This window comes from Mangrovibacter sp. MFB070 (genome assembly GCF_000705335.1).
In the GTDB taxonomy this organism is placed as follows: domain Bacteria; phylum Pseudomonadota; class Gammaproteobacteria; order Enterobacterales; family Enterobacteriaceae; genus Mangrovibacter; species Mangrovibacter plantisponsor.
The window spans coordinates 28,427-50,049 of the sequence record NZ_JJMI01000020.1; the positions used below are offsets into that span (position 1 = coordinate 28,427).

General features: G+C 53.0%; 17 protein-coding genes. 8 read left to right on the forward strand and 9 right to left on the reverse strand.

Features of this window, described 5'->3' with window-relative positions:
* Positions 1–37 precede the first annotated feature (37 nt).
* Together DT73_RS08505 and DT73_RS08510 are read right to left on the reverse strand one after the other, a co-directional pair.
* On the reverse strand, positions 38–2,014 hold the full coding sequence (locus tag DT73_RS08505; protein WP_036107165.1) for a glycoside hydrolase family 127 protein: 1,977 nt from the start codon (positions 2,012–2,014) through the stop codon (positions 38–40).
* A gap of 10 nt (positions 2,015–2,024) precedes the next feature.
* Complete coding sequence (locus DT73_RS08510; protein ID WP_036107051.1) at positions 2,025–3,428, reverse strand: MFS transporter; 1,404 nt, start codon at positions 3,426–3,428, stop codon at positions 2,025–2,027.
* Positions 3,429–3,688: 260 nt separating this feature from the next.
* On the opposite strand from DT73_RS08510, the gene DT73_RS08515 reads away from it, so the two are divergent.
* Together DT73_RS08515 and DT73_RS08520 are read left to right on the forward strand one after the other, a co-directional pair.
* Entirely contained in the window at positions 3,689–4,510 is an 822-nt protein-coding gene (locus DT73_RS08515) for an AraC family transcriptional regulator (protein WP_036107054.1), read from the forward strand.
* Positions 4,511–4,659: 149 nt separating this feature from the next.
* The gene (locus tag DT73_RS08520) at positions 4,660–5,166 is read left to right on the forward strand and encodes a 4Fe-4S binding protein (RefSeq protein ID WP_036107057.1); all 507 of its coding nucleotides are present in this window, start codon (positions 4,660–4,662) and stop codon (positions 5,164–5,166) included.
* Between the two features lie 32 nt (positions 5,167–5,198).
* On the opposite strand, the gene avtA is transcribed toward DT73_RS08520, so the two are convergent.
* Entirely contained in the window at positions 5,199–6,452 is a 1,254-nt protein-coding gene (gene avtA / locus DT73_RS08525; protein WP_036107060.1) for a valine--pyruvate transaminase, read from the reverse strand.
* Positions 6,453–6,702: 250 nt separating this feature from the next.
* Positions 6,703–8,733, reverse strand: coding sequence for an alpha-amylase (locus tag DT73_RS08530; RefSeq protein ID WP_036107062.1), 2,031 nt, complete (start codon positions 8,731–8,733; stop codon positions 6,703–6,705).
* Positions 8,734–9,044: 311 nt separating this feature from the next.
* Between DT73_RS08530 and DT73_RS08535 the strand changes: the two genes are divergently transcribed.
* The gene (locus DT73_RS08535) at positions 9,045–9,866 is read left to right on the forward strand and encodes a protein bax (RefSeq protein WP_072006921.1); all 822 of its coding nucleotides are present in this window, start codon (positions 9,045–9,047) and stop codon (positions 9,864–9,866) included.
* A gap of 92 nt (positions 9,867–9,958) precedes the next feature.
* Here DT73_RS08535 and xylR read toward each other — a convergent pair whose 3' ends face one another.
* From xylR to xylF, 4 genes are all read right to left on the reverse strand, one after another.
* Positions 9,959–11,134, reverse strand: a complete 1,176-nt coding sequence (gene xylR, locus DT73_RS08540) for a D-xylose utilization transcriptional activator XylR (protein ID WP_036107068.1) — start codon at positions 11,132–11,134, stop codon at positions 9,959–9,961.
* Between the two features lie 101 nt (positions 11,135–11,235).
* Positions 11,236–12,417: a xylose ABC transporter permease XylH gene (xylH, locus tag DT73_RS08545; protein ID WP_036107071.1), complete on the reverse strand. Its 1,182-nt coding sequence runs from the start codon at positions 12,415–12,417 to the stop codon at positions 11,236–11,238.
* On the reverse strand, positions 12,395–13,936 hold the full coding sequence (locus DT73_RS08550) for a xylose ABC transporter ATP-binding protein (protein ID WP_036107073.1): 1,542 nt from the start codon (positions 13,934–13,936) through the stop codon (positions 12,395–12,397). The genes xylH and DT73_RS08550 overlap by 23 nt, the downstream gene beginning before the upstream one ends.
* A gap of 66 nt (positions 13,937–14,002) precedes the next feature.
* Complete coding sequence (gene xylF / locus DT73_RS08555) at positions 14,003–14,998, reverse strand: D-xylose ABC transporter substrate-binding protein (RefSeq protein ID WP_036107076.1); 996 nt, start codon at positions 14,996–14,998, stop codon at positions 14,003–14,005.
* Between the two features lie 370 nt (positions 14,999–15,368).
* On the opposite strand from xylF, the gene xylA reads away from it, so the two are divergent.
* The 4 genes from xylA (at position 15,369) to DT73_RS08575 (ending at position 19,977) form a co-directional block, all read left to right on the forward strand.
* Positions 15,369–16,691, forward strand: a complete 1,323-nt coding sequence (gene xylA, locus DT73_RS08560; RefSeq protein ID WP_036107078.1) for a xylose isomerase — start codon at positions 15,369–15,371, stop codon at positions 16,689–16,691.
* Positions 16,692–16,822: 131 nt separating this feature from the next.
* Positions 16,823–18,277, forward strand: coding sequence for a xylulokinase (gene xylB, locus DT73_RS08565; protein WP_036107167.1), 1,455 nt, complete (start codon positions 16,823–16,825; stop codon positions 18,275–18,277).
* Positions 18,278–18,466: 189 nt separating this feature from the next.
* Complete coding sequence (locus DT73_RS08570; protein WP_036107080.1) at positions 18,467–19,018, forward strand: cysteine hydrolase family protein; 552 nt, start codon at positions 18,467–18,469, stop codon at positions 19,016–19,018.
* Positions 19,019–19,023: 5 nt separating this feature from the next.
* Positions 19,024–19,977, forward strand: a complete 954-nt coding sequence (locus DT73_RS08575) for a GlxA family transcriptional regulator (protein ID WP_036107083.1) — start codon at positions 19,024–19,026, stop codon at positions 19,975–19,977.
* Here the strand turns inward: DT73_RS08575 and DT73_RS08580 are convergent.
* Complete coding sequence (locus DT73_RS08580) at positions 19,940–20,935, reverse strand: acyltransferase (protein WP_036107085.1); 996 nt, start codon at positions 20,933–20,935, stop codon at positions 19,940–19,942. The genes DT73_RS08575 and DT73_RS08580 overlap by 38 nt on opposite strands.
* A 263-nt stretch (positions 20,936–21,198) precedes the next feature.
* Here DT73_RS08580 and DT73_RS26555 point away from each other — a divergent pair, with 263 nt between their 5' ends.
* Positions 21,199–21,516, forward strand: a complete 318-nt coding sequence (locus DT73_RS26555) for a YsaB family lipoprotein (RefSeq protein WP_235234448.1) — start codon at positions 21,199–21,201, stop codon at positions 21,514–21,516.
* Positions 21,517–21,623 lie beyond the last annotated feature (107 nt).

A 21,623-nucleotide genomic window follows, 5' to 3' on the forward strand; every position in this document is an offset into this window, starting at 1 on the left:
TTTATTGCGGCAATACTGCGGCAGTCATGCACAAGAATCACGCTGGGCCGGGAGCCTCATTTACCCAGACACGCATTTCCCCTTCGCCACGGTTAGCCCAGGCGAACCAGGGGATGAAGGTCAGTGTTTGGGGAACAGGTGTGGCCGGGTGTGCATCATAGCGCCACAGGGCCTGTTTTTCGGGTTGATTTGCCTGGTAGCGCAGCCCTTCAGCTTGCAAAAGCACTTTATGCGCCAGGCTCGCAGTGCCATCCAGCAGGCGCGGTACGGCGTTTTCTGGTAACCACAGGTTATGCAGTTGTGCGCCGTTATCCGCTTCCTCCAGGCAATACACCACCGGCCCGCGTTGCAGGGCGACTTTCCCGGCCTGGTGGCGCACCAGAGGGTTGCCGTACACACGCCGTACTGGCATGGGCAGTGTAAGGCACAGCGTGTCGCCTTCCCGCCAGGTGCGTTGCAGGTGCAGGTAGCCGCGCACGACATCGCCCTGAACCGGCTGGCCGTTAAGTGTTACTGAAGGTGACGGGCACCAGTCTGGCAGGCGTAAAGCAAGGGTGTGTGTGACGGGCTCTGGTGAAAGTACAGACAGTGTTACCTGTTCATCCCAGGGGTAGTTGCCGCTCATCCGCAAGCGCAGCCCGGCGGTACCGGCAACCAGCTCTGCTTCGTTGCCGACGTATAAATTCACATACAGCGCATCGCTGCGAGGTGTGTAGATATAGTGGCCAAGAGAGGTTAACAGGCGGGCGATATTTGGCGGGCAACAGGCGCACCCGAACCAGCGTTGGCGCACTGGTTTAATATGGTCGTAAACATGGTTAAACGGCACCGCTTTGGGTTGCACTTCCAGCGGGTTTACATAGAAAAAGTGTTTGCCATCCAGCGCCATACCGCCCAGCACCGTGTTATACAGCGCCCGCTCCATGGCATCGCCGTACTGGCTGTCGGCTTCCATTTCCACCATACGGCGGGCAAACATCATCAGGCCGATAGACGCACAGCTTTCGGCATAGACCGTGTCGTTGGGTAAGTCGTAATCGCTGCTGAATGCTTCACCGCTGGACTGGGAACCAATACCGCCCGTGATATACATCTGGCGCTGTGCCATATCCTGCCACAGGCGCAGGCAGGACTGGCGCAGGGTTTCATCTTCGCTCAGGCGCGCCAGGTGAGCAACGCCGGTCATCAGGTAGACAAAGCGCACAGCGTGGCCGGTTGCCTGGTTTTGTTCCACCAGGGGAAGGTGTGCCTGGCTGTAGGCTTTATCTTTTACCATCCACGCCGGGCCATAGGTATTCCAGTACGATGTTTTACCGCGCTTTTCATACTCTTCATCGTAATAGTGCGGTGACTGGCCGCGCTGGGTGACAAAGAAATGAGTCAGCTCGCGGTAGCGGGGCTCCTGGGTGACATCGAACAGGCGCATTAACGCCAGTTCAATTTCCGGGTGCCCGGGGTAGCCCTGCAACTGGTTCTCTCCCGGGCCAAACACATGGTCGATATGGTCAGCAAGGCGGCAGACCACGTCCAGCAAGCGGCGCTTGCCAGTGGCCAGAAAGAAAGCCACGCCAGCTTCAATCATATGCCCGGCACAATATAACTCATGGCATTCCGCCAGGTTCGACCAGCGCTGTTCCGGTGCTTTGACGGTGAACCAGGTATTCAGGTAGCCGTCTTCGCACTGGGCGGCGGCGACCAGCTCAATTACGCCATCGGCAATGTGTTCCAGTTCAGCATCGGGTTTCTGGCACAAAGACCAGGCAACGGCCTCCAGCCACTTGGCGACATCGCTGTCCTGGAACACCATGCCGTAAAATTCACCAGTTTGCTGGCCTGCCGCGATGCGAAAGTTTTCAATAGCATGGCTGGGCTCGGTATCCGGAATGCGGTCGTTCAGGGCATCCCACTGGTAAGGGATAACCACGTCACGTACCAGGCGCTGGTACTGGCCCAAAAATGTGTCCGTAATCTTCAGGCGGTGTAAATCGACATCAAAAACAACATGCTGAGTCATAACAACCTCTTCAGGATGTGTGTACATGGCGTTGGCGTAAATCGGTTGCGATAGTCGCCATCATGGGGTTATTGAGGCGGCACTTGCGCAGGGCGAGAGCCAGTAACAGGTGAAAAACGGCAGGTAACAGGCTTTCAAGGGCGGTAATACCCTGCAGTGAGGCGGCGGTCTGGTTTTCCATGCCGGGTTTGTAAGCCACAAAGATAAACACCAGGCTGATGATACCGGCACTGGCAGCCCAGGCCAGTTTGATGAAAAACAGGTTGAAAGCGAAGTTCATACCTGAAGAACGCACACCGGTTTTCCATTCACCGTAGTCGTCGGCGAATGCCATGATGGAAAAGTGCAAAGGAAGCGTGAAACCAAGAATAATGCCGTTACTGAGAATAATACCGAGCCACAACGTCTGCCATTGTGGGCCGGTGGGCAGAAACCACATGCCCGCGGCACAGGCGGCCAGCACCAGGTTGGTGTAGTAGTAGAGTTTTACTGTATCAATACGGCGGGCAAGTGGGTTCACCAGAATGGCACCGAGAATAGACGCCAGGGTCACCATAGTGAAAAACAGCGAAGCAAAAGCGGCGCTACCGTGCAGGACATAGGTAATAAAATACATATAGCCGCCGCCGCGCAGGTTAAATACGTTGATAAGCAGGAATGACATCACCAGCATCAGTAATAACTGGTCGTTTTTACGCAACCCTGCCAGGTGTTCCCGCAGGCTGAATTTGCCCATCAACGCCAGTGGTACACGCTCACGCACCCAGAAAAAGCAGCACAGGAACATTACCACCGCGATACCACACAGCAGGCCAACCCCAAGCTGGTAACCTTTGGCAGCATTGCCCGCGCCCAGTTCGGCAACCAGCCACGGCAGCCCGACAGACACCAGAAAACCTGCCACGCCGCACAGAATAAAGCGCCAGGACTGGCAGGAAATCACTTCATCATGGCGGGTGGTCATGGTGTTGATAAGCGCGCAGTACGGCACGTTAATGGCGGTGTAACCAACAGACAGCATAAGATAAGTGCCGAACGCCCAGGCGATTTTCATGGTCATGCTGACATCCGGTACGGTGAACGTCAGCACCCCAATAATGCCGATGGGCAGGGCAACCCACAGTTGCCACGGGCGGAACCGGCCCCAGCGGCTTTGCGTGCGGTCAGCCAGAATGCCCATGATGGGGTCGGACGCCGCATCAAAAATCCGCAGGCCAATAAATAGCGTACCGACAATTGCCGGGGTCAGGCCGAAGACATCGGTATAGAAAAAGGTCAGAAAGTTCATGATAAGGCAGGTAATAACTGTCCCGCCGGCATCGCCCAGGCCATAACCGATTTTCTCCCGCAGGGATAATTTCGTGTCAGTGCGCTGAGTGACAATGTCTGTTTGTGATATAGGGGTAGAGGTCATGGTTAACGCCTCGCAGTTTTGCGTTGTCTGTACCCGAAACGAAACCGCTAATAAGCCGGGCTTTGGTTGTTGTTTGCGCAAACACTATTTATTTTGCACAAGGTTGCATGACCAACAAGACAAGAGAAAAGTATAAAAAGATGACGATTCCGACCTGGTGAAAATTTTGTGAAGAGGATCGATTCTTGAGAAAAATAAATACTGCTGACAGCAACACTCTGCATAATCAGATGTGGTGAAGTGGGTGGGTTTTTATTTATATGATTGATTTTAATCTTTCTTTTCCCTTGTCTGTACAAAATGGTGGTGTGTTTATTTCCCGTGGAGTGGGCATTCACCCGGAAAGAACACTCACTTCATGGGAAGTGATTTTTGTGGAAAAAGGGACACTTACGATCCAGGAAGACCATAAAGTTTTTGAGGTTAGCGAAGGTGAAAGCCTGGTGTTGTACCCACACCGCAGGCATCGGGGTGTAGGGGTGTTCCCGCCAGATTTAAAATTCTATTGGGTGCATTTTGATGTCCATGATGTGCCTGCTTCTGTTGGGTTGCCACAGGCGAAAATTTCACTCCCCCAACACAGCAAGGTTCCCGACCCTGAACAAGTGATAACCTTGTTTCGCCAGTTTCTTGCTGAGCAGGAAAACATCACCCGCAGTTGTGCGCTTGAGCTGCTATTGCTGCTGATTTTGCAAAAGATCTCCCTGACTGCACCAGCCCGGGATGCACAGACCCGCAGTGGTATTGCTCTGGCCTGGCGGGCACAACAATGCATCCGTACCCAGTATCACCAGGCTATTTCCACTTCATCACTGGCGCAAAACCTGCACTGTAGCGCGGATTATCTGGGAAGGGTTTACCGGCGCGTGTTCCACCTGACAATTACAGACGCCATCCACCGCCAGCGGGTGGTCGCTGCGCAAAAACTCCTGCTCAGTGATTCACTGGCGCTGGTGGAAGTGGCAACACGGTGTGGGTTTCAGGATGTGGGGTACTTCCGGCAAATTTTTCGCAAACAAACGGGCCTGACCCCTGCCGCCTGGCAGCGCCGTTACTGCAAAGAACATATCAATTCCGACTGATTTCCCGGCATTCAGGCAATTGCCTGAATTTCACGGCCATTCTCAGGAAATCATGCCTTTACCTTGTGGGATCAAAGCTGTTGGCTGCCGGTTCGCTTAGGCTGTTACTTCTGCGCCTGGCGGGGTAACGCATTGTTAAGGGAAATCTCATGCACCGTTTTATTCTGGCCGATGCCACCAAATGTATTGGTTGCCGTACCTGTGAAGTGGCCTGTGCCGTTTCTCACCAGGCGCAGGCAGATTGCGCAGCGCTGTCGCCCGCAACCTTTCAGGCGCGGTTGCAGGTGGAGAAAACCGCCAGTGTGTCTGTACCCGTGATGTGCCGGCAGTGTGAAGATGCACCCTGTGCCCGTGTTTGCCCGACCGGAGCGCTGGTGCGTGGTACGGATTATGTTGCGGTTACCCAGGCGGCGTGTATTGGCTGCAAAACCTGTATGGTGGTGTGCCCTTACGGTGCGATACGTATTGCTGCGGGCGAAGAGAGCCGGGCGCACCCACAAGTGTTGAAATGCGATTTATGCCAGGGGCGTGATGCCGGGCCTGCCTGTGTGGAGGCCTGCCCAACAGGGGCGTTACGGTGTGTGAGTGGTGAAGCGCTGGAAGCGTTAACCCGCCAGCGCCGTTTGCAGGCGGCCGCCAGCCCTCTGCACTTGTAAGTGTGGCTCTGGCGGTTACACCGGGCAACGCTTTACTGCACTTCGTGCCAGGCGCGTTCCACTTCTTCCGCCAGGATTTTCACCCCGGCTTCAATTTTTTCCGGTTCCGGCACATAGTTCATCCGCATGCACTGCTGGGTATGCGGCCAGGGTTTATCCAGCCCCGGGAAGAAAAAGTGCCCGGGCACCATCAGAACCCCGCGTTTTTTCAGGCGCTGGTACAGTACTTCAGTGCTGATAGGCAGGTCTTTAAACCACAACCACAGGAAAATCGCCCCTTCCGGTTTATGGATAAGGCAGCGTTCTTCTGGCAAATAGCGGCGAATTGTTGCGATAGTTTCGGTAACGCGTTGCAAATAGAATGGGCGAATAACGGTTTCAGACAGGCGCAGCAAGTCGTTGCGCTTAATCATTTCACTCGCGATAGCCGGGCCGGTACCACCTGGTGCCAGGCTGATAATGCCGTTCATATTGCTGATAGCAGAGATTATTTTTTCGTTGGCAATGATGATGCCGCAACGGCTGCCCGGCAGGCCCAGTTTAGACAGGCTCATGCACAGCACAATATTGGGGTTCCATAGCGGGCGGGCTTCACTGAAGATAATGCCCGGGAAAGGAACGCCGTAAGCGTTATCAATCACCAGTGGAATACCGTGCTGGTTTGCCAGCATGTCGAGCTTCATCAGCTCGTCATCTGTAATGACATTCCCGGTGGGGTTAGTGGGGCGCGACACGCAAATCATGCCGGTATCTTCGCCAATATGCAGGTGTTCGAAGTCTACATGGTATTTAAACTGCCCTTCCGGGAGCAGTTCTATATTTGGGCGGGCGGAAACAAACAGCGATTCTTCCAGCCCTGCGTCGGCGTAGCCCAGGTATTCTGGCGCCAGCGGGAAAAGCACCTTTTTGGTGCGGCCGTCAGCACGACGCCCTGCGAATAAGTTGAATAAGTAGAAAAATGCACTCTGGCTGCCATTTGTTAGTGCAATATTCTGCGGATCGATATCCCAGCCGAATTCATCGTGCAGCATGCCTGCAAGCGCATCAAGTAGCTCGCTTTTGCCCTGTGGGCCATCATAATTACAAAGCGCATCAGTGAGTTTGCCACTTTTCAGCATATCCGCGAGGAGTTGTTGAAAGTAATCCTGCATGGCGGGGATTTGTGCCGGGTTCCCGCCCCCTAACATAATGGCTCCGGGCGTTCTCAGGCCGTCGTTAAGGTCTTCCATCAGGCGTGTAATGCCGGAATGGCGGGTAAATTTGTCGCCGAAAAGTGAAAACGTCATAGCAGTAAAAGTGTTGTAGGTCTGTTAAAGATGCTAACCATAGCGCCACAGATATCGATGTGCAAACCAGATAACTCTGTTGTCTGGTGAAATAAATGCCGAGGGAATGGGTAAAACCAGCAGAATATATCGTGGAGTATTTTGCTTAACAAACTTGCTATATCTTCCCCTGCGCTTTTTTTGCCGGTGCGTGATTAGCAGTAAATACCCGCGCCGGCACTTGCCAGCCCGGGTATCGCCTTGTACCCGGTTATTGATTACCGGCCCAGACCACCATCACTTTGTCATCGCCCAGCACACGGTTAAAACTGTAGCCCCGCGCCTGGTGAAGCGTGGTTTGTACCCCGGCACCAATTGCCGGGTGGCGGGCGCGAAATTGCCCCAGCTTTTGCCAGTGTGCCAGGGTCAGCGCCTCTTTGCCATTAATATCCTGCCAGTTCATTTGTGAACGCGTGCCCTGCAGTGGGTCTGAACCGGTTGGGCCGAAGGGGCGCTCGGTTTCATCGCCATAGAAGATTTGTACGGCACCCGGGGCCAGCAGCAACAGCTCTGCATTGCGCTGGCCTGCTTCACGGAACAGGCGGGTATCGTGAGAAGACAGATAGCTGAGCACATTGAAGCCCTGCAGTTTTTCGGCCATGTGCTGCCAGGTCATGTCCATAAATGCCAGGCAGTCTTTGGCACCGGATGCCTGGTCCTGGTAGTCGAAGTTGATCATGGCATCAAAGCCGTTGCGGTAATAATCACTTTGCATAACGCCGTGCCCCCAGGCTTCACCGGTCATCCAGAAAGGGGCATCATCCAGTTTTTTGTTGGGATTGGCCTGTTTCCAGGCTTTGAGCGCATCGGTTGCCTGGTTTTTTAGTTGTTGCCAGGACGCCATTTCTACATGTTTTGCGGTATCGACCCGAAAGCCATCAATGCCGTAATCTCGCACCCACTGGCTGAGCCAGTGAGTCAGGTAATCACGTGGTGTGTAACCGGCAATGGCTGTGGCGTGGGTATCCGGCTTATGTGCATAGAAGACCGGTAACCCGGAAGGTGTGGTGGATTCAGTTTTGATATCGGGCAGAAAAGCCAGTGACATGGTCAGGTCGTCATAGCCCGGGCTGTCGTAATCGCCGATATCCGTGCGCACCCAGGCTTTCCCCCACCACTTTTGCCAGGCGTTTTTGTCACTGAAGTTGATGTAGTCATTAAAGCTGTGCCAGGTCTGGCCTGGGCCGGGTGTCCAGTCGGTCCAGTTTTTGCCGAGGATTTTGTCCCGCTCAGCACCTTTGAGATACAGTGCGCCGAACTGGTATTGCTGCATATCCGCAAGTGTTGCGTAGCCTGTGTGGTTCATTACCACATCAAACAGTACCCGAATACCACGTTGGTGGGCACCCTCTACCAGGTGGCGTAAGTCCTCTTCTGTGCCCATGTTGGCATCCAGCCGGGTCCAGTCCATGGTGTAGTAACCGTGGTACGCATAATGCGGGAAATCACCTTTGGTACCGCCCCCAACCCAGCCGTGGATTTGCTCCAGTGGTGAGCTTATCCACAGGGCATTCACCCCCAGCTGTTGTAAATAGTCGAGCTTGCTGGCCAGCCCTTTCAGGTCGCCGCCGTGGAAGGTGCCAATTTCCTGCATGCCATCGGATTTGCGCCCATAGCTGTGGTCGTTACTGGGGTCGCCATTAACAAAGCGGTCTGTCAGCACAAAGTAGACGGTTGCGTTATGCCAGGAGAACGGCGCTGTCTGTTGGGTTTCTGCGCTTTCCAGCAGCAACAGGCCGTTGCTATTGGCGGCAGGCATTAGCGTGACATGGCCCTGGTGGACGGTTGCGGTAGCGCCACTGTAGAAATCACGCACCGTTGAGCCTTCCGGGAAGGTGCTGCTGACATCAACGGTAAGCGGTTTACCATCCCAGCGCGGGCATTGCCGGGTGACATTCTGTGGCGCTGCGGTGGTGCTGTCGATACTGAGCAACAGGGTGGGCGTGCCGGAGCGGGTATCTACCTGCACATGATAGGTGCCATCGCGGAACAGGCGCCATTGTGGCGGTGTGCCTGTGCAGGGTTCCAGCGACAACATCTGGTTTAGCTTGATACTTTCAGCGGGTTGCCAGCACTGGTCACCCTGGTGCAGGGCAAGCGGCAGCGCACCTTTTTTCAGCGCGCCCTGGCTTTGAAACTGGCCTGGGTGTGTTTCCCTGAATTCAGGTAATCCGGGGGCGTTCCAGCCTGCCAGTGCACTGGTGGCCGGGAAAAGCAGTAGGGCAAGGTATTTTATTTTCATCGGAATATCCTGGTTTTTTCTGCTCAGTCTGGCATGGCGAAAAAAACAACGGTTCATCCTGAAGTAAACGTGAAGGGGGATGAGACGCAGGGGGGAGAACTTCAGACACAATTTTTCGCTATTTATGCGAACTGCCGCCATTTTTTCCCTATTTTTTTCTGCGATAAGATTATTCCTCATAACAACCTTTCGGATTTGTACTATTCCCCGAAGGTGCAAAAATGCGCTACTTTTGCTATAATTTGCTGCTGATTGTTTATTTATTTTAAAAAATAAGGTGTTGGAAAAATGATATCCGACCTGGAGACCTGATGATGTCGACACGTATACGACGATACGGGGCGACGATTCTGATGTGTTTCACCCTGGGATTTTCCGGCGGGGTTCTGGCAAAGAAACATGAAACAACAACGAATCATAAGCCTCATGTAACAAAGGTTCATGGCAGTAAGCAGGCGGTTAGTAGTAAACAAGAGTATTCTCGCAATAGTGCAAGCAGTTCACTTCCTGATTTGCGAAAATACCCTTCCGGAGCAGCAAGAAAGAAAGCATTTCTCCGGACTGTAATGCCGTATATCAACCGCCAGAATGATGTAATTCTTGCTGACCGTGAATGGTTGCAGCAAAAACGCTATGCCGGGCACTGGACGGCTGCCGAGCGCACTCGCCTGAAAGGGCTGGCTCGCCAGTATAATGTGTCCTGGCGGGGTGATACGCGCCGTGTGCCGTGGAATACTTTACTGGATCGCATCGATATTATCCCGACCAATATGGTGGCAACCATGGCTGCGGCAGAAAGCGGCTGGGGGACATCAAAGCTGGCGCGTGTGAATAATAATCTGTTTGGCATGAAATGTGGGCGTAGTTGCTCAGGTGCTAAGGGTACAGTGAAAGGGTATTCACAGTTTTCATCTGTAGATGAATCCGTGCAGGCGTATGTGCGCAACCTGAATACACACCCGGCTTACTCCTCATTCCGTAAGTCACGTTCGCAGTTACGCCGGGCAGACCAGGAGTTAACTGCCGCGAACATGATTCACAAACTGGAAGGTTACTCCACCAAGGGCAGCAGTTATAACAACTACCTGTTTGCTATGTTCCAGAGTAACAAGCAGTTGCTGAATACTTACTGATAACCAGCAACAACAACGCTGATATCTGACAATGCCAGCCTCACAGTAATGTGGGCTGGCATTTTCTTTATGTTCACCAGCATAAGCCCGGTTCAGCACATTTCGCTGTGTACATCCCGGTACTCTTTGGGTGTGGTGTCGTAACCCTTTTTAAATACAGAGTAGAAATACTGTAATGACGGGTAACCACATACCTGGGAAATTTCGTTAATCGACAGGCTGGTCGAGATCAGCAGTGTGCGGGCTTTTTCCAGCTTTTCACTGTGAATCACCGAATGGATGGTTTCCCCCACTTCTTCTTTAAAGCGTTTTTCCAGGTTTGAACGGGAAATGCCGACTGCATCCAGCACCTGTTCAACTTTAATTCCCTTGCAGGCATGGTTGCGAATGTAATGCATAGCCTGAATGACTGCCGGGTCATGCAGTGAACGGAAGTCAGTTGAACGCCGGGCAACCACCCGCACTGGTGGCACCAGGATTCGTTGCAGGGGCGGTGTTTCGTGGTCGAGCAGGCGGTGTAGTACCCGGGCCGCCTGGTAGCCCATTTGCCGGGTTCCCTGGGCAACGGATGACAACCCCACGCGCGACAAATAACGTGTCAGTTCTTCGTTATCTATACCAATCACACACAATTTTTCAGGCACAGGAATGTGCAGGTGTTCACAGGCCTGGAGCAGGTGGCGCGCCCGTGCGTCTGTGACGGCGATAATCCCGGTTTGCGGTGGCAGGGTTTGTAACCAGTCTGCCAGCCTGTTTTGTGCGTGTTGCCAGTTTTCTGGCGCAGTTTCCAGACCCTGGTAAATGACGCCACGATATTGCTCTTTTTGCACTAACTGGCGAAAGGCATATTCCCGTTCACTGGCCCAGCGTTTACCGCTGGATGCAGGCAAACCATAAAAAGCAAAACGGTTCACTCCGCGCTCTTTAAGGTGCAGAAAGGCCTGTTCCACTAAAGCGTAGTTATCCGTGGCAATATAGTGCACCGGAGGGTACTGCGCCGGGTCATGGTAAGAGCCACCCACGCCGACAATGGGCACCGTGGTGCCTGCCAGTAATGTTTCAATCTCCGGGTCGTCGAAGTCCGCGATGACGCCATCGCCCAGCCAGTCTTTAATATTATCGATACGGGTACGGAAATCTTCTTCGATAAAAATATCCCATTCAGATTGAGAGGCCTGCAGATATTCACCCACGCCTTCGACGACCTGGCGGTCATAGGCTTTATTGGCATTGAATAACAGCGTAATGCGATGACGTTTCTCAAACATTTTCGTTATTCCTGGTGATAAGTCCTTCCCTGAATACCACAAGACACACAAAGCCGGGGTGAATGCCCAGGCTTTGTGTGATCTTTTGCAGATTAATAAATTTATGCGCGGCGTTTTGTTGCCGAGTCCATCCATACCGCCAGCAGCAAAATGGCACCTTTAACGATGTACTGCCAGAATGTCGGGACATCCATCATGCTCATGCCGTTATCCAGTGCAGACATAATAAATGCCCCCATCACTGCGCCTGCCACACTGCCAATCCCGCCAGCCAGGCTGGTGCCGCCAATCACGCAGGCCGCAATGGCATCAAGCTCGGCAATATTCCCGGCGGAAGGTGAGCCAGCCCCGAGCCTTGAGCTCAGGATAAGACCGGCCACCGCAACCATCAGACCATTAATGGCAAATACAGCCATTTTGGTGCGCTCAACATTGATACCGGACAGGCGTGCGGCTTCCAGGTTGCCACCAATTGCATAAATCCGGCGACCAAACGCCGTGCGGGTAGCCATAAACATGCCGGCCAGCAGTAGCAGGGTAAGCAACAGCACGGGCGTTGGCACGCCGCGGTAATCATTGAGCAGCCAAATGGCTCCCAGCACAATTACGGCAGTGAGCGACTGGCGGCCCACCGCAGATGCTGATGCCGGTACACCCAGGCCCATAGACTGGCGGCGCATACGCCCGCGCCATTGCCAGGCGATAAACGCCATCAGACCCAGGGCTCCGCAGGTAAAGCCAATACCGTCGGGCAAATAGCTCTGGCCAATTTGCGACATGGCATGGCTGGTGGGGGCAACGGTGGTCCCGTTGGTAATACCAATCAGGATCCCGCGAAAAGCCAGCATACCCGCCAGGGTAACAATAAATGACGGCACTTTGCGGTAGGCTACCCACCACCCGTTCCAGGCCCCCAGCAGCAGGCCCAGCACCAGTGTGGTGATAATTGTCAGTGGCAGAGGCCAGCCCAGCCAGACATCACAAATAGCTGCCACACCACCCAGCAGGCCCATCATGGAGCCGACAGATAAATCAATTTCCGCCGAGATAATCACAAACACCATCCCGACCGCCAGAATACCGGTAATGGCGGTCTGGCGTAACAGGTTGGAGATATTACGGGCACTCAAATATGCGCCATCAGTCATGGCTGTAAAGAACAGCATGATGACGATAATGGCGGCAATCATGACAAAGACTTGCAGGTTCAGTGATTTCAGCCCGGAGAAGGGGGATGAGCCCGGCGCCGTGAGTTTCATTTCAGACGAGTTGCTTTTCGACATGGTGGTCGCTCCTCAGTGCGGCTTCCATCACCTGTTCTTGTGTCAGGTTATGGTTAACCAGGTTTGCTTTGAGTTGCCCTTCATGCATGACCAGCACCCGGTCACTCAGACCGAGCACTTCAGGCAGTTCAGATGAGATAACAATGACGGCGATACCCTGTTGCACCAGGTGGTTAATCAGTTTGTAGATTTCATATTTGGCACCGATATCAATGCCGCGGGTGGGTTCATCCAGTATCAGAATTCGTGGGTTGAGCAACAGGCAGCGGGCAATAATCGCCTTTTGTTGGTTACCGCCACTTAACCGGCCAATAGCGAGTTCTGCAGACGAGGTTTTCACTTTCAGGCGCTGGATTGATTGCTCTATACAGTGTTGTTCTGCAGCATCATTCAGGGTGGAGAGCGTGCCTGAGAACTGGCTCAGGGCCGCCAGGGTAATGTTTTGCCCTACCGCCATGACTGGCACGATGCCATCTTTTTTCCGGTCTTCCGGCACCATTGCGATACCGTGGGCAATGGCCTGTTCACAGCGGCGAATCGCTACTTTGTTCCCTTCAATAAAAATATCGCCCTGCCAGCGCCCGGGCCAGACGCCAAACAGGCACTGTACGGCTTCGGTGCGCCCGGCTCCAACCAGCCCGGCGATGCCCAGTATTTCGCCTTTGTGCAGGCTGAAGGAAATATCATTCACCCGCTTAATATGGCGGTTAACCGGGTGCCAGGCGGTGAGGTGTTCAATCCGTAAGACTTCTTTGCCGGTCTGGTGAGGTTCACTGGGGTAAAGCGCAGTGAGTTCCCGGCCAACCATCATGGCGATAATGTCGTTTTCTTCTACCTGGTCGGCATCGCGGGTGGCAATATGTTGCCCGTCACGAATCACACAGATGGTGTCAGATATCGCTTTGACTTCATTAAGTTTGTGGGAAATATAAATACAGGCAATACCGTGGTTTTGCAGGTCGCGAATTATCCCCAGCAAAATGGCGGTTTCCTGCTCGGTCAGTGACGCTGTGGGTTCGTCCAGAATTAGCAGGCGCACTTGTTTATTCAGGGCTTTGGCAATTTCGACCAGTTGCTGCTGGCCTAACCCCAAATCCCCTACCCGGGTGTCAGGCGAAATAGCCAGGCTCACCTGGTTGAGTAATTTTTCACACTTGACCGTCATTGTGTCGTAATCCATTACGCCATGCTGTGTAATTTCATTACCCAAAAAGATGTTTTCCAGTACGGTCAGGTGTTTTACCAGCGCCAGTTCCTGGTGAATGATGGCAATCCCTTTCTGTTCGGTGTCGCGAATATGGGCGGGTTTGAGTTGCTCGCCAGCAAACCAGATTTCACCCTGCCAGGTGGGGTAAGGGTAAATGCCGCACAACACTTTCATTAATGTGGATTTTCCGGAGCCGTTTTCCCCGCACAACGACATAATTTCACCTGCGTTAAGTGCCAGGCTGACGTTATCCACAGCCTTTACCGTACCGAACGCTTTGGTAATATTTTTCATTTCCAGCAAATAAGGCATAACGCTGTTCCTCGATATGCTTGCCTCAGGCAAAAGCGGTTACCCGCGCATGCGCGGGCCCGGCGTTCAGAGATCGCTTTGTTTGTGGAAACCGTCTTTTATGACTGTGTCTTCAATATTGCTTTTATTCACTGGAATTGGTGTTAATAAACGGGAAGGGACATCTTTCATACCGTTGTTTAATGTAGCGTTTGATTGTGGCTGTTTACCATTACCCAGTTCAACGGCAATTTCCGCAGCGGTATTTGCCAGTTGGGTGATAGGTTTGTAAACCGTCATGGTTTGTGTGCCAGCTACGATACGTTTAACTGCCGCCAGGTCTGCGTCCTGCCCGGAAATGGCGACCTTGCCAGCCAGGCCTTGTGCGGCCAGCGCCTGAATGGCTCCGCCTGCCGTGGCATCGTTAGAGGCAACAACTGCGTTAATGTTATTTTTGTTGGCTGTCAGCGCATTTTCCATAATTTTCAGCGCATTTTCAGGTAGCCATCCATCCACCCACTGGTCGCCAACAATATGAATTTTTCCACTATCAATAAAGGGTTTTAATACCTTCATCTGCCCGGCACGGAACAATTTGGCATTATTGTCTACCGGGGATCCCCCCATCAGAAAATAATTGCCTTGAGGCACTTTATCAACCAGGCTTTGTGCCTGCAGTTCTCCTACTTTTTCATTATCAAAAGAGATGTAAAAATCAATATCGGCATTATTAATCATGCGGTCATAGGCCAAAACTTTAATGCCTTCTTGTTTGGCTTCGGCAACTACGTTGCTTAAGACTTGTCCGTTGTAAGGAATAATGACCAGGACATCCACACCGCGATTTATCATATTTTCAATTTGTGACATCTGTGTTTCTTCATTCCCATTGGCGGATTGAACAAATACAGATGCACCTAGGGATTCTGCTTTTTTAACAAAGATATCGCGGTCTTTTTGCCAGCGTTCCAGACGCAAATCGTCAATGGCCATGCCGATTTTTATCTCTTTCGCCAGGCTGTTAAGGCTGGTAGTAAGTAGTACGGAAGCACAGATTGTTAGTAAAATGTTCTTTATCTTCATGGTCTTAATGCCTGTTTGTTTATGTAGGATTGAGGGATTTAAAGAATAATTAACATCTGCAGACGAGGGGAATTGTTATCGTGGAGGCGTAAGCTTGCAATTACCTATTTTTATCTTGCTATTATGTTTTTTGGTTTAATTGTTGGTTTTATGATGGAGATCCTGTTTCATATATTCGCCATAATTATGTTTTCATCTGAAAATAGAAACCGGCTCTCAGGTATTAATAAAGTGTTATTTTGAGAGCTGGCGCACAGTTGGGTATTCTCTTAATCGCAGTGTGAAATAACGTAATTGAGGAAGCTGCCTGGAGTAACCAGGATGAATGCATGGTTGTTAATACCTCCTTTACTTGATTACGGAGTCCACTATGCAAGCTTATTTCGACCAACTTGAACGGGTGCGTTACGAAGGCCCTAAAACCACTAACCCTCTGGCATTTCGCCACTATAACCCTGATGAGCTTGTATTAGGTAAGCGCATGGAAGATCACCTGCGTTTTGCTGCCTGCTACTGGCACACCTTCTGCTGGAATGGCGCAGATATGTTCGGTGTGGGCGCGTTTGACCGCCCGTGGCAGCATCCCGGTGATGCGGTGGCTGTTGCGCGCCAGAAAGCCGATGTCGCCTTCGAGTTTTTCCAAAAGCTGGGTGTGCCTTACTACTGCTTCCATGATGTGGATGTGGTTGCGGAAGGCGATTCGCTTAAGACCTACCAGAGTAATTTCCAGCAAATGGTTGACGTGCTGGCGGAAAAACAGCAACAGAGCGGCGTGAAACTGCTGTGGGGCACCGCCAACTGCTTTACTAACCCGCGCTACGGTGCCGGTGCTGCCACCAACCCGGACCCGGAAGTCTTCGCCTGGGCAGCCACACAGGTTGTTAATGCCATGAACGCCACACATAAGCTGGGTGGCGAAAACTATGTGTTATGGGGTGGGCGTGAAGGTTACGAAACCCTGCTCAACACAGATTTACGCCAGGAGCGTGAACAGATTGGGCGTTTCATGCAAATGGTGGTGGAACATAAACATAAAATTGGTTTCCAGGGAACACTGCTGATTGAACCTAAACCACAGGAACCTACCAAGCACCAGTACGATTACGACGTGGCAACGGTGTATGGCTTCCTCAAACAGTTTGGTCTGGAAAAAGAGATCAAAGTTAACATTGAAGCAAACCATGCCACGCTGGCTGGTCACAGCTTCCACCATGAAATCGCATCGGCTATTGCTCTGGGTATCTTTGGTTCGGTGGATGCTAACCGTGGCGATGCGCAACTGGGCTGGGATACCGATCAGTTCCCGAACAGCGTGGAAGAGAATGCGCTGGTGATGTATGAAATTATCAAAGCGGGTGGCTTTACCACGGGCGGCCTGAACTTTGATGCCAAAGTACGCCGCCAGAGTACCGATAAATATGATTTGTTCTATGGCCATATTGGTGCCATGGATACCATGGCGCTGGCGCTGAAAGTAGCGGCGCGCATGGTGGAAGATGGTGAGCTGGATAAACGCGTTGCGAAACGTTACGCAGGCTGGAATAGCGAGTTTGGTCAGCAAGTGCTGAAGGGCCAGCTCAGCCTGGAGCAAATTGCGCAATATGCAGCACAGCATAACCTGGCACCGCAACACCAAAGCGGCCACCAGGAGCTGCTGGAAAACCTGGTGAATACCTGGTTGTTTGACCGTTAAGGGCCAGGGCTGCCAGAAAGCGCCCTGATAAAATCAGGCGGGAGGATACGCGGTGTGTGCTGGCGTATCCTCTGTGCTATCTGCCTGTCGGGGCTATGCACGCTGTTTATTGCCGGGAGGGTGTGGCGCAAATGTATATTGGTATTGATTTAGGTACATCTGGCGTTAAAGCCATTTTATTAAGTGAAGAAGGAGCCCTGTTAGCAACCCAAACCGAGTCGCTGGCAGTGTCGCGGCCACACCCGTTGTGGTCGGAACAGGATCCCCTGCAATGGTGGGCGGCAACCGACCGGGCGATGAAAGCATTAGGCCGCCAGCACGCTTTGCAGGGTGTAAAGGCAATCGGCCTGACCGGGCAAATGCACGGCGCAACGTTGCTGGATAATCAACAAAACATCCTGCGCCCGGCGATTTTGTGGAACGATGGGCGTTGTGCTGCTGAGTGTGTGCAACTGGAGCAGGCGGTGCCGTCTTCCCGCAGAATTACTGGCAACCTGATGATGCCCGGGTTTACTGCGCCCAAGCTGTTGTGGGTGAAAAATCATGAGCCGGAAATTTTTCGCCAGATAGATAAAGTACTGTTACCCAAAGACTATTTGCGTCTGTGTATGACAGGTGATTATGCCAGCGATATGTCCGACGCAGCAGGGACCATGTGGCTGGATGTCGCACGGCGTGACTGGAGCGATGAACTGCTGGCGGCCTGCGGCCTGACGCGCGATAACATGCCTGCACTGTATGAAGGTAATGAGATTACAGGTGAACTGCATGCTGGCCTCGCCGACGCCTGGCACATGCCGGTGGTGCCGGTTATTGCTGGTGGCGGTGACAACGCTTGCGGGGCTGTTGGGGTTGGTATGGTGGATGCCGGGCAGGCGATGTTGTCATTAGGCACGTCCGGGGTTTACTTTGCTGTCAGTGAAGGTTTTCTGAGTAAGCCTGAAAGCGCAGTGCACAGCTTTTGCCATGCTTTACCGGAACGCTGGCACCTAATGTCAGTTATGCTGAGTGCCGCTTCCTGCCTGGACTGGGCCGCAAAATTAACCGGGCAGCCTTCAGTTCCTGCTTTGCTGGCAGCGGCAGAACAGGCCAGTGACACAGCAGGCGCGCTGTGGTTTTTACCTTATCTTTCCGGCGAACGTACTCCGCATAATAATCCTGCTGCCAAAGGTGTCTTTTTTGGCCTGACACACCAGCATGGCCCGGCGGAACTGGCACGGGCGGTGCTGGAAGGTGTGGGGTATGCCCTGGCAGATGGTATGGACGTGGTGCACAGTTGCGGGCTGAGCCCTGAAAGCATCACTCTGATTGGCGGTGGTGCCCGCAGCCCTTACTGGCGGCAGATGCTGGCAGATATCAGTGGCCAGGTACTGGATTATCGCACCGGGGGCGATGTTGGCCCGGCGCTGGGGGCGGCAAGGCTGGCACAGGTGGCACTAAACCCAGGTGCACCGTTAACGGCATTATTGCCGCAGTTGCCGCTGGAGCAGCGCCACCACCCGGATGTACCGCGTAACCAACAGTATGCGGCGCGCAGAGAAACTTTCCGCCAGATCTACCGGCAGCTTGCGCCACTGATGGTGTGACTATGCAAGCCTTCTGAGCATAACCGGCGGTGCCGGGCGAATTCAGCCCTGCGCCGCCGTTTTTTTATGCTGACCCCGTTCCTGTTTCCCGCTTGTCCGCCCGTACCCCTGTTCTGTCCGTTTTTGGTATTCGCCAGGTAATTTTTTCTTGCCAGAATAGCTTCAGGTTTCCAAATGAGGCGAATGACCATGGCACGTAGCGCATTACTGAATATCGATACTCAATGTTCCTTTTTCCAGCGTGATTTCTGGGAAGACAGTAATTTTGCTGATTTTTCCCGGAACATGAATACGCTGATAGCGGGTTGTTCTGAGCACCGGATCCCGGTGGTGGATATTTTCCATGTCGATGACAGCGGGCCGTTCTCAATTGAGTCCGGTTTTGTCATGCCGATGCCGTTTTTAACCCATAAACCCGCCACGACTTTTCATAAACACGTGCATAATGCTTTTACCGATACCGGGCTGGATAACTGGCTGCGTCGCCAGAATATCGGCCATGTGATTATCTGTGGTATGCGCACTGAACAGTGCTGTGAAACCACGGCACGGGTGGCGTCCGACCTGGGGTACAAAGTGACATTTGTTAGTGAAGCCACACTGACATTTGCCATGACATGGCAAGGGGTTACGCTGGGCAGCGATGCATTGCACCACCGTACTGAAACGGTGTTGACCGGGCGTTTTGCCACAATCAGTACGGTGGAAGAGTGTCTGGCGGGTTTAACCATGCAGGAGTAATAACGATGGCGGTGGATGTTTGGTTTGTGGTGTTGCCCGGGGTGCTGGCTTTAGATTTAACTGGCCCGGCAGAAACCTTTGGGCTGGCGGGGGGAGCATTTCGCCTGCATTACATTGGGCCGCAACCTGAAGTGGTCAGTTCGATTGGGCTGACACTGGGCGGTATTGCGCCATTGCCAGATACCCTGCCGCCTGGTAGCTTACTGGTCATTCCCGGCGTGACGGATTCCTCACGGCATTTCTCAACCCCGGAGGCTGAGCTGGTCCGGCGCTGGCTGACTCGCCTGCAACCCGCCATTCATCACCAGCAATTAGCGCTGTTATGTATTTGTTCCGGGGCATTAATGGCAGCCCGGGCCGGGCTATTGCACCAGCGCCAGTGCACCACTCACCATGATGTTATTGCGCGCCTGAAGCAGGCAGCACCGGACGCCCAGGTCAAAACCAACCGGATTTTTGTTGCTGACCGGGGGATCTGGACCAGTGCTGGCATTACTTCGGGTATTGATGTCAGCCTGCATTTAATCAGCCACCTGTGTGGCCCGCATCAGGCGCTGGAAGTTGCCCGGGAAATGGTGGTGTGGTTCCGGCGCGCGGGAGATGACCCGCAACTCTCGCCCTGGCTGCGTTACCGCAACCACCTTCACCCGGCGCTGCACCAGGCACAGGATTTGTTGTCTTCTGCGCCACAACAGGCGTGGTCGGTTCCGGCTCTTGCGCAACAGGTACATGTCAGCGCCCGCCACCTGGCTCGCCTGTTTCAACTGCATCTTGGTGTAACGGTACGGGATTACATCGAACAGTTGCGCCTGGCGCTGGCAGAGCAATACCTGCGCCAGGGGTTGCATGGTGAGCAGGTGGCGCTCAAGGCGGGGTTTTCGTCCCGCCGCCAGTGGCAGCGGGCATTGCTCCGTGTACCGGCTAACTCACCCAGCGCTTACGATCCACCCACTGGGTAACCGTTGCCAGAGCCAGGCTACCAGCAAGTGTCGCGCTGAATACCCATAGCATGTCCAGCAGCGGATAACGGGTAATCTCGATATCCCGGGTGCGCAGGAAATGGATGAAAAAAGCATGGAAGCCATAAATACCCAGTGAATAGCGCGCAATGGTGGCAAGGCCGGGCACCGGGCCGCCACTCAGGGTATTTTTTACCAGAATAAACAGGCTGATTGCCGCAAGCAGCACCAGCGGGCTGGCATAACGATACCAGGTGTCTGCAAAATCGCCATGGGTATGTAAGGCATGTTGTGTTCCTTTAATAATCCCCACCACACAGGCGATAAAACCTGCCAGTGCCAGCAAAGTAACCCAGCCCCGTTCAGTTTGTAGTTGCCCCAGCGAATAACCCAGCACACCGTACAAAATGTAGTAGAACACATCGCCCTGAATATATAAGTCGGCAGGTAACAGGCGGGTATGCCAGCCATAAACGGACTGCATATTCGGGTTGGCGATGACACCTAACACTGCAACCAGCAGAATAAGCACTGGCGCGCTGACTTTTCGGGCGTTGATTAATGGAGACATCAGGTAAAGCACAAATAGCGCGTAGAAAAACCATAAGTGATAGAACACGGGCTTTTGCAGAATATGCAGCCATGCCTGCCAGGCGTTGATTTGCGTGAGTGTGCTCATATAAAGAAGCGCAATGGCACTGTAAAACACCAGGCACAAAAACAGCCGGGCAATGTGCCTCGGTTGGGCACTTCGTTCACCAAAGAACAGGTAGCCAGAAATCATAAAAAATAACGGTACACACACCCTTGATGCAGAGTTCAGGACATTCGCAACATCCCAGGTCATCAGGCTGACTTTATCGACATTGGTGAGATACCAGGTTGTGGTATGAATAACAATAACCATCAGGCAGGCAATACCGCGCAAGTTGTCAATCCAGGCGACTTTTTGATTCATCCGGTCCTCGGTTTCCGTGAATGTAGAGCCAGTGTGTTGGTTGAAACCCGCTTTGCCTCCAGGAAAAAACCGAGTTTCTTGTGGGTGGCTTGCATCAGCCTGGTTCGCCCTGCACACTGGTAAATTATTACTAATATATTGATGCGGCTGGGCAGAAAACCCGGCCCGTGGTTACCTGCACCCCATGCCTTTTCGCGACTGGCCGTGGGGAGTTTGTTGGCACGAGGCGCGTCGCACAGCACAACCTTTTTGATACAGAACTTATGATGACTGCGCTTTTTCGATGGCCGTTGGCAGGCCTGTTATTGCCCGTCGGCCTGCTCCTGGCAGGATGCCAGAGTGCCTCCCGGCCTGACCACACAACTTCTCGCCACTTTACACCCGCCCCGGTTGAAATGATGGCGGCACAATGCCGGGACCAGGTCTCCAGGCGCTATAACACAAAGCCCGACACGGTTGTATTCGATGCCCCGGAAGCGTTTCAGCGCAGCTATGAGATGCGTGGCGCCACGCAACACCATGAGCGTTTTACCTGCACTTTTGACGATTCCGGAAAGTTTATGTCGTTATCTATGCGTTGATTGCTCAGTTAAGCAGGAAAAATGCGCATAAATGGTGTTATTTGTATGGTACAGATGATGTGTAAGGTTTTGTCGGAGGATTTGGGCTGTATATCTTGCGCCCAACG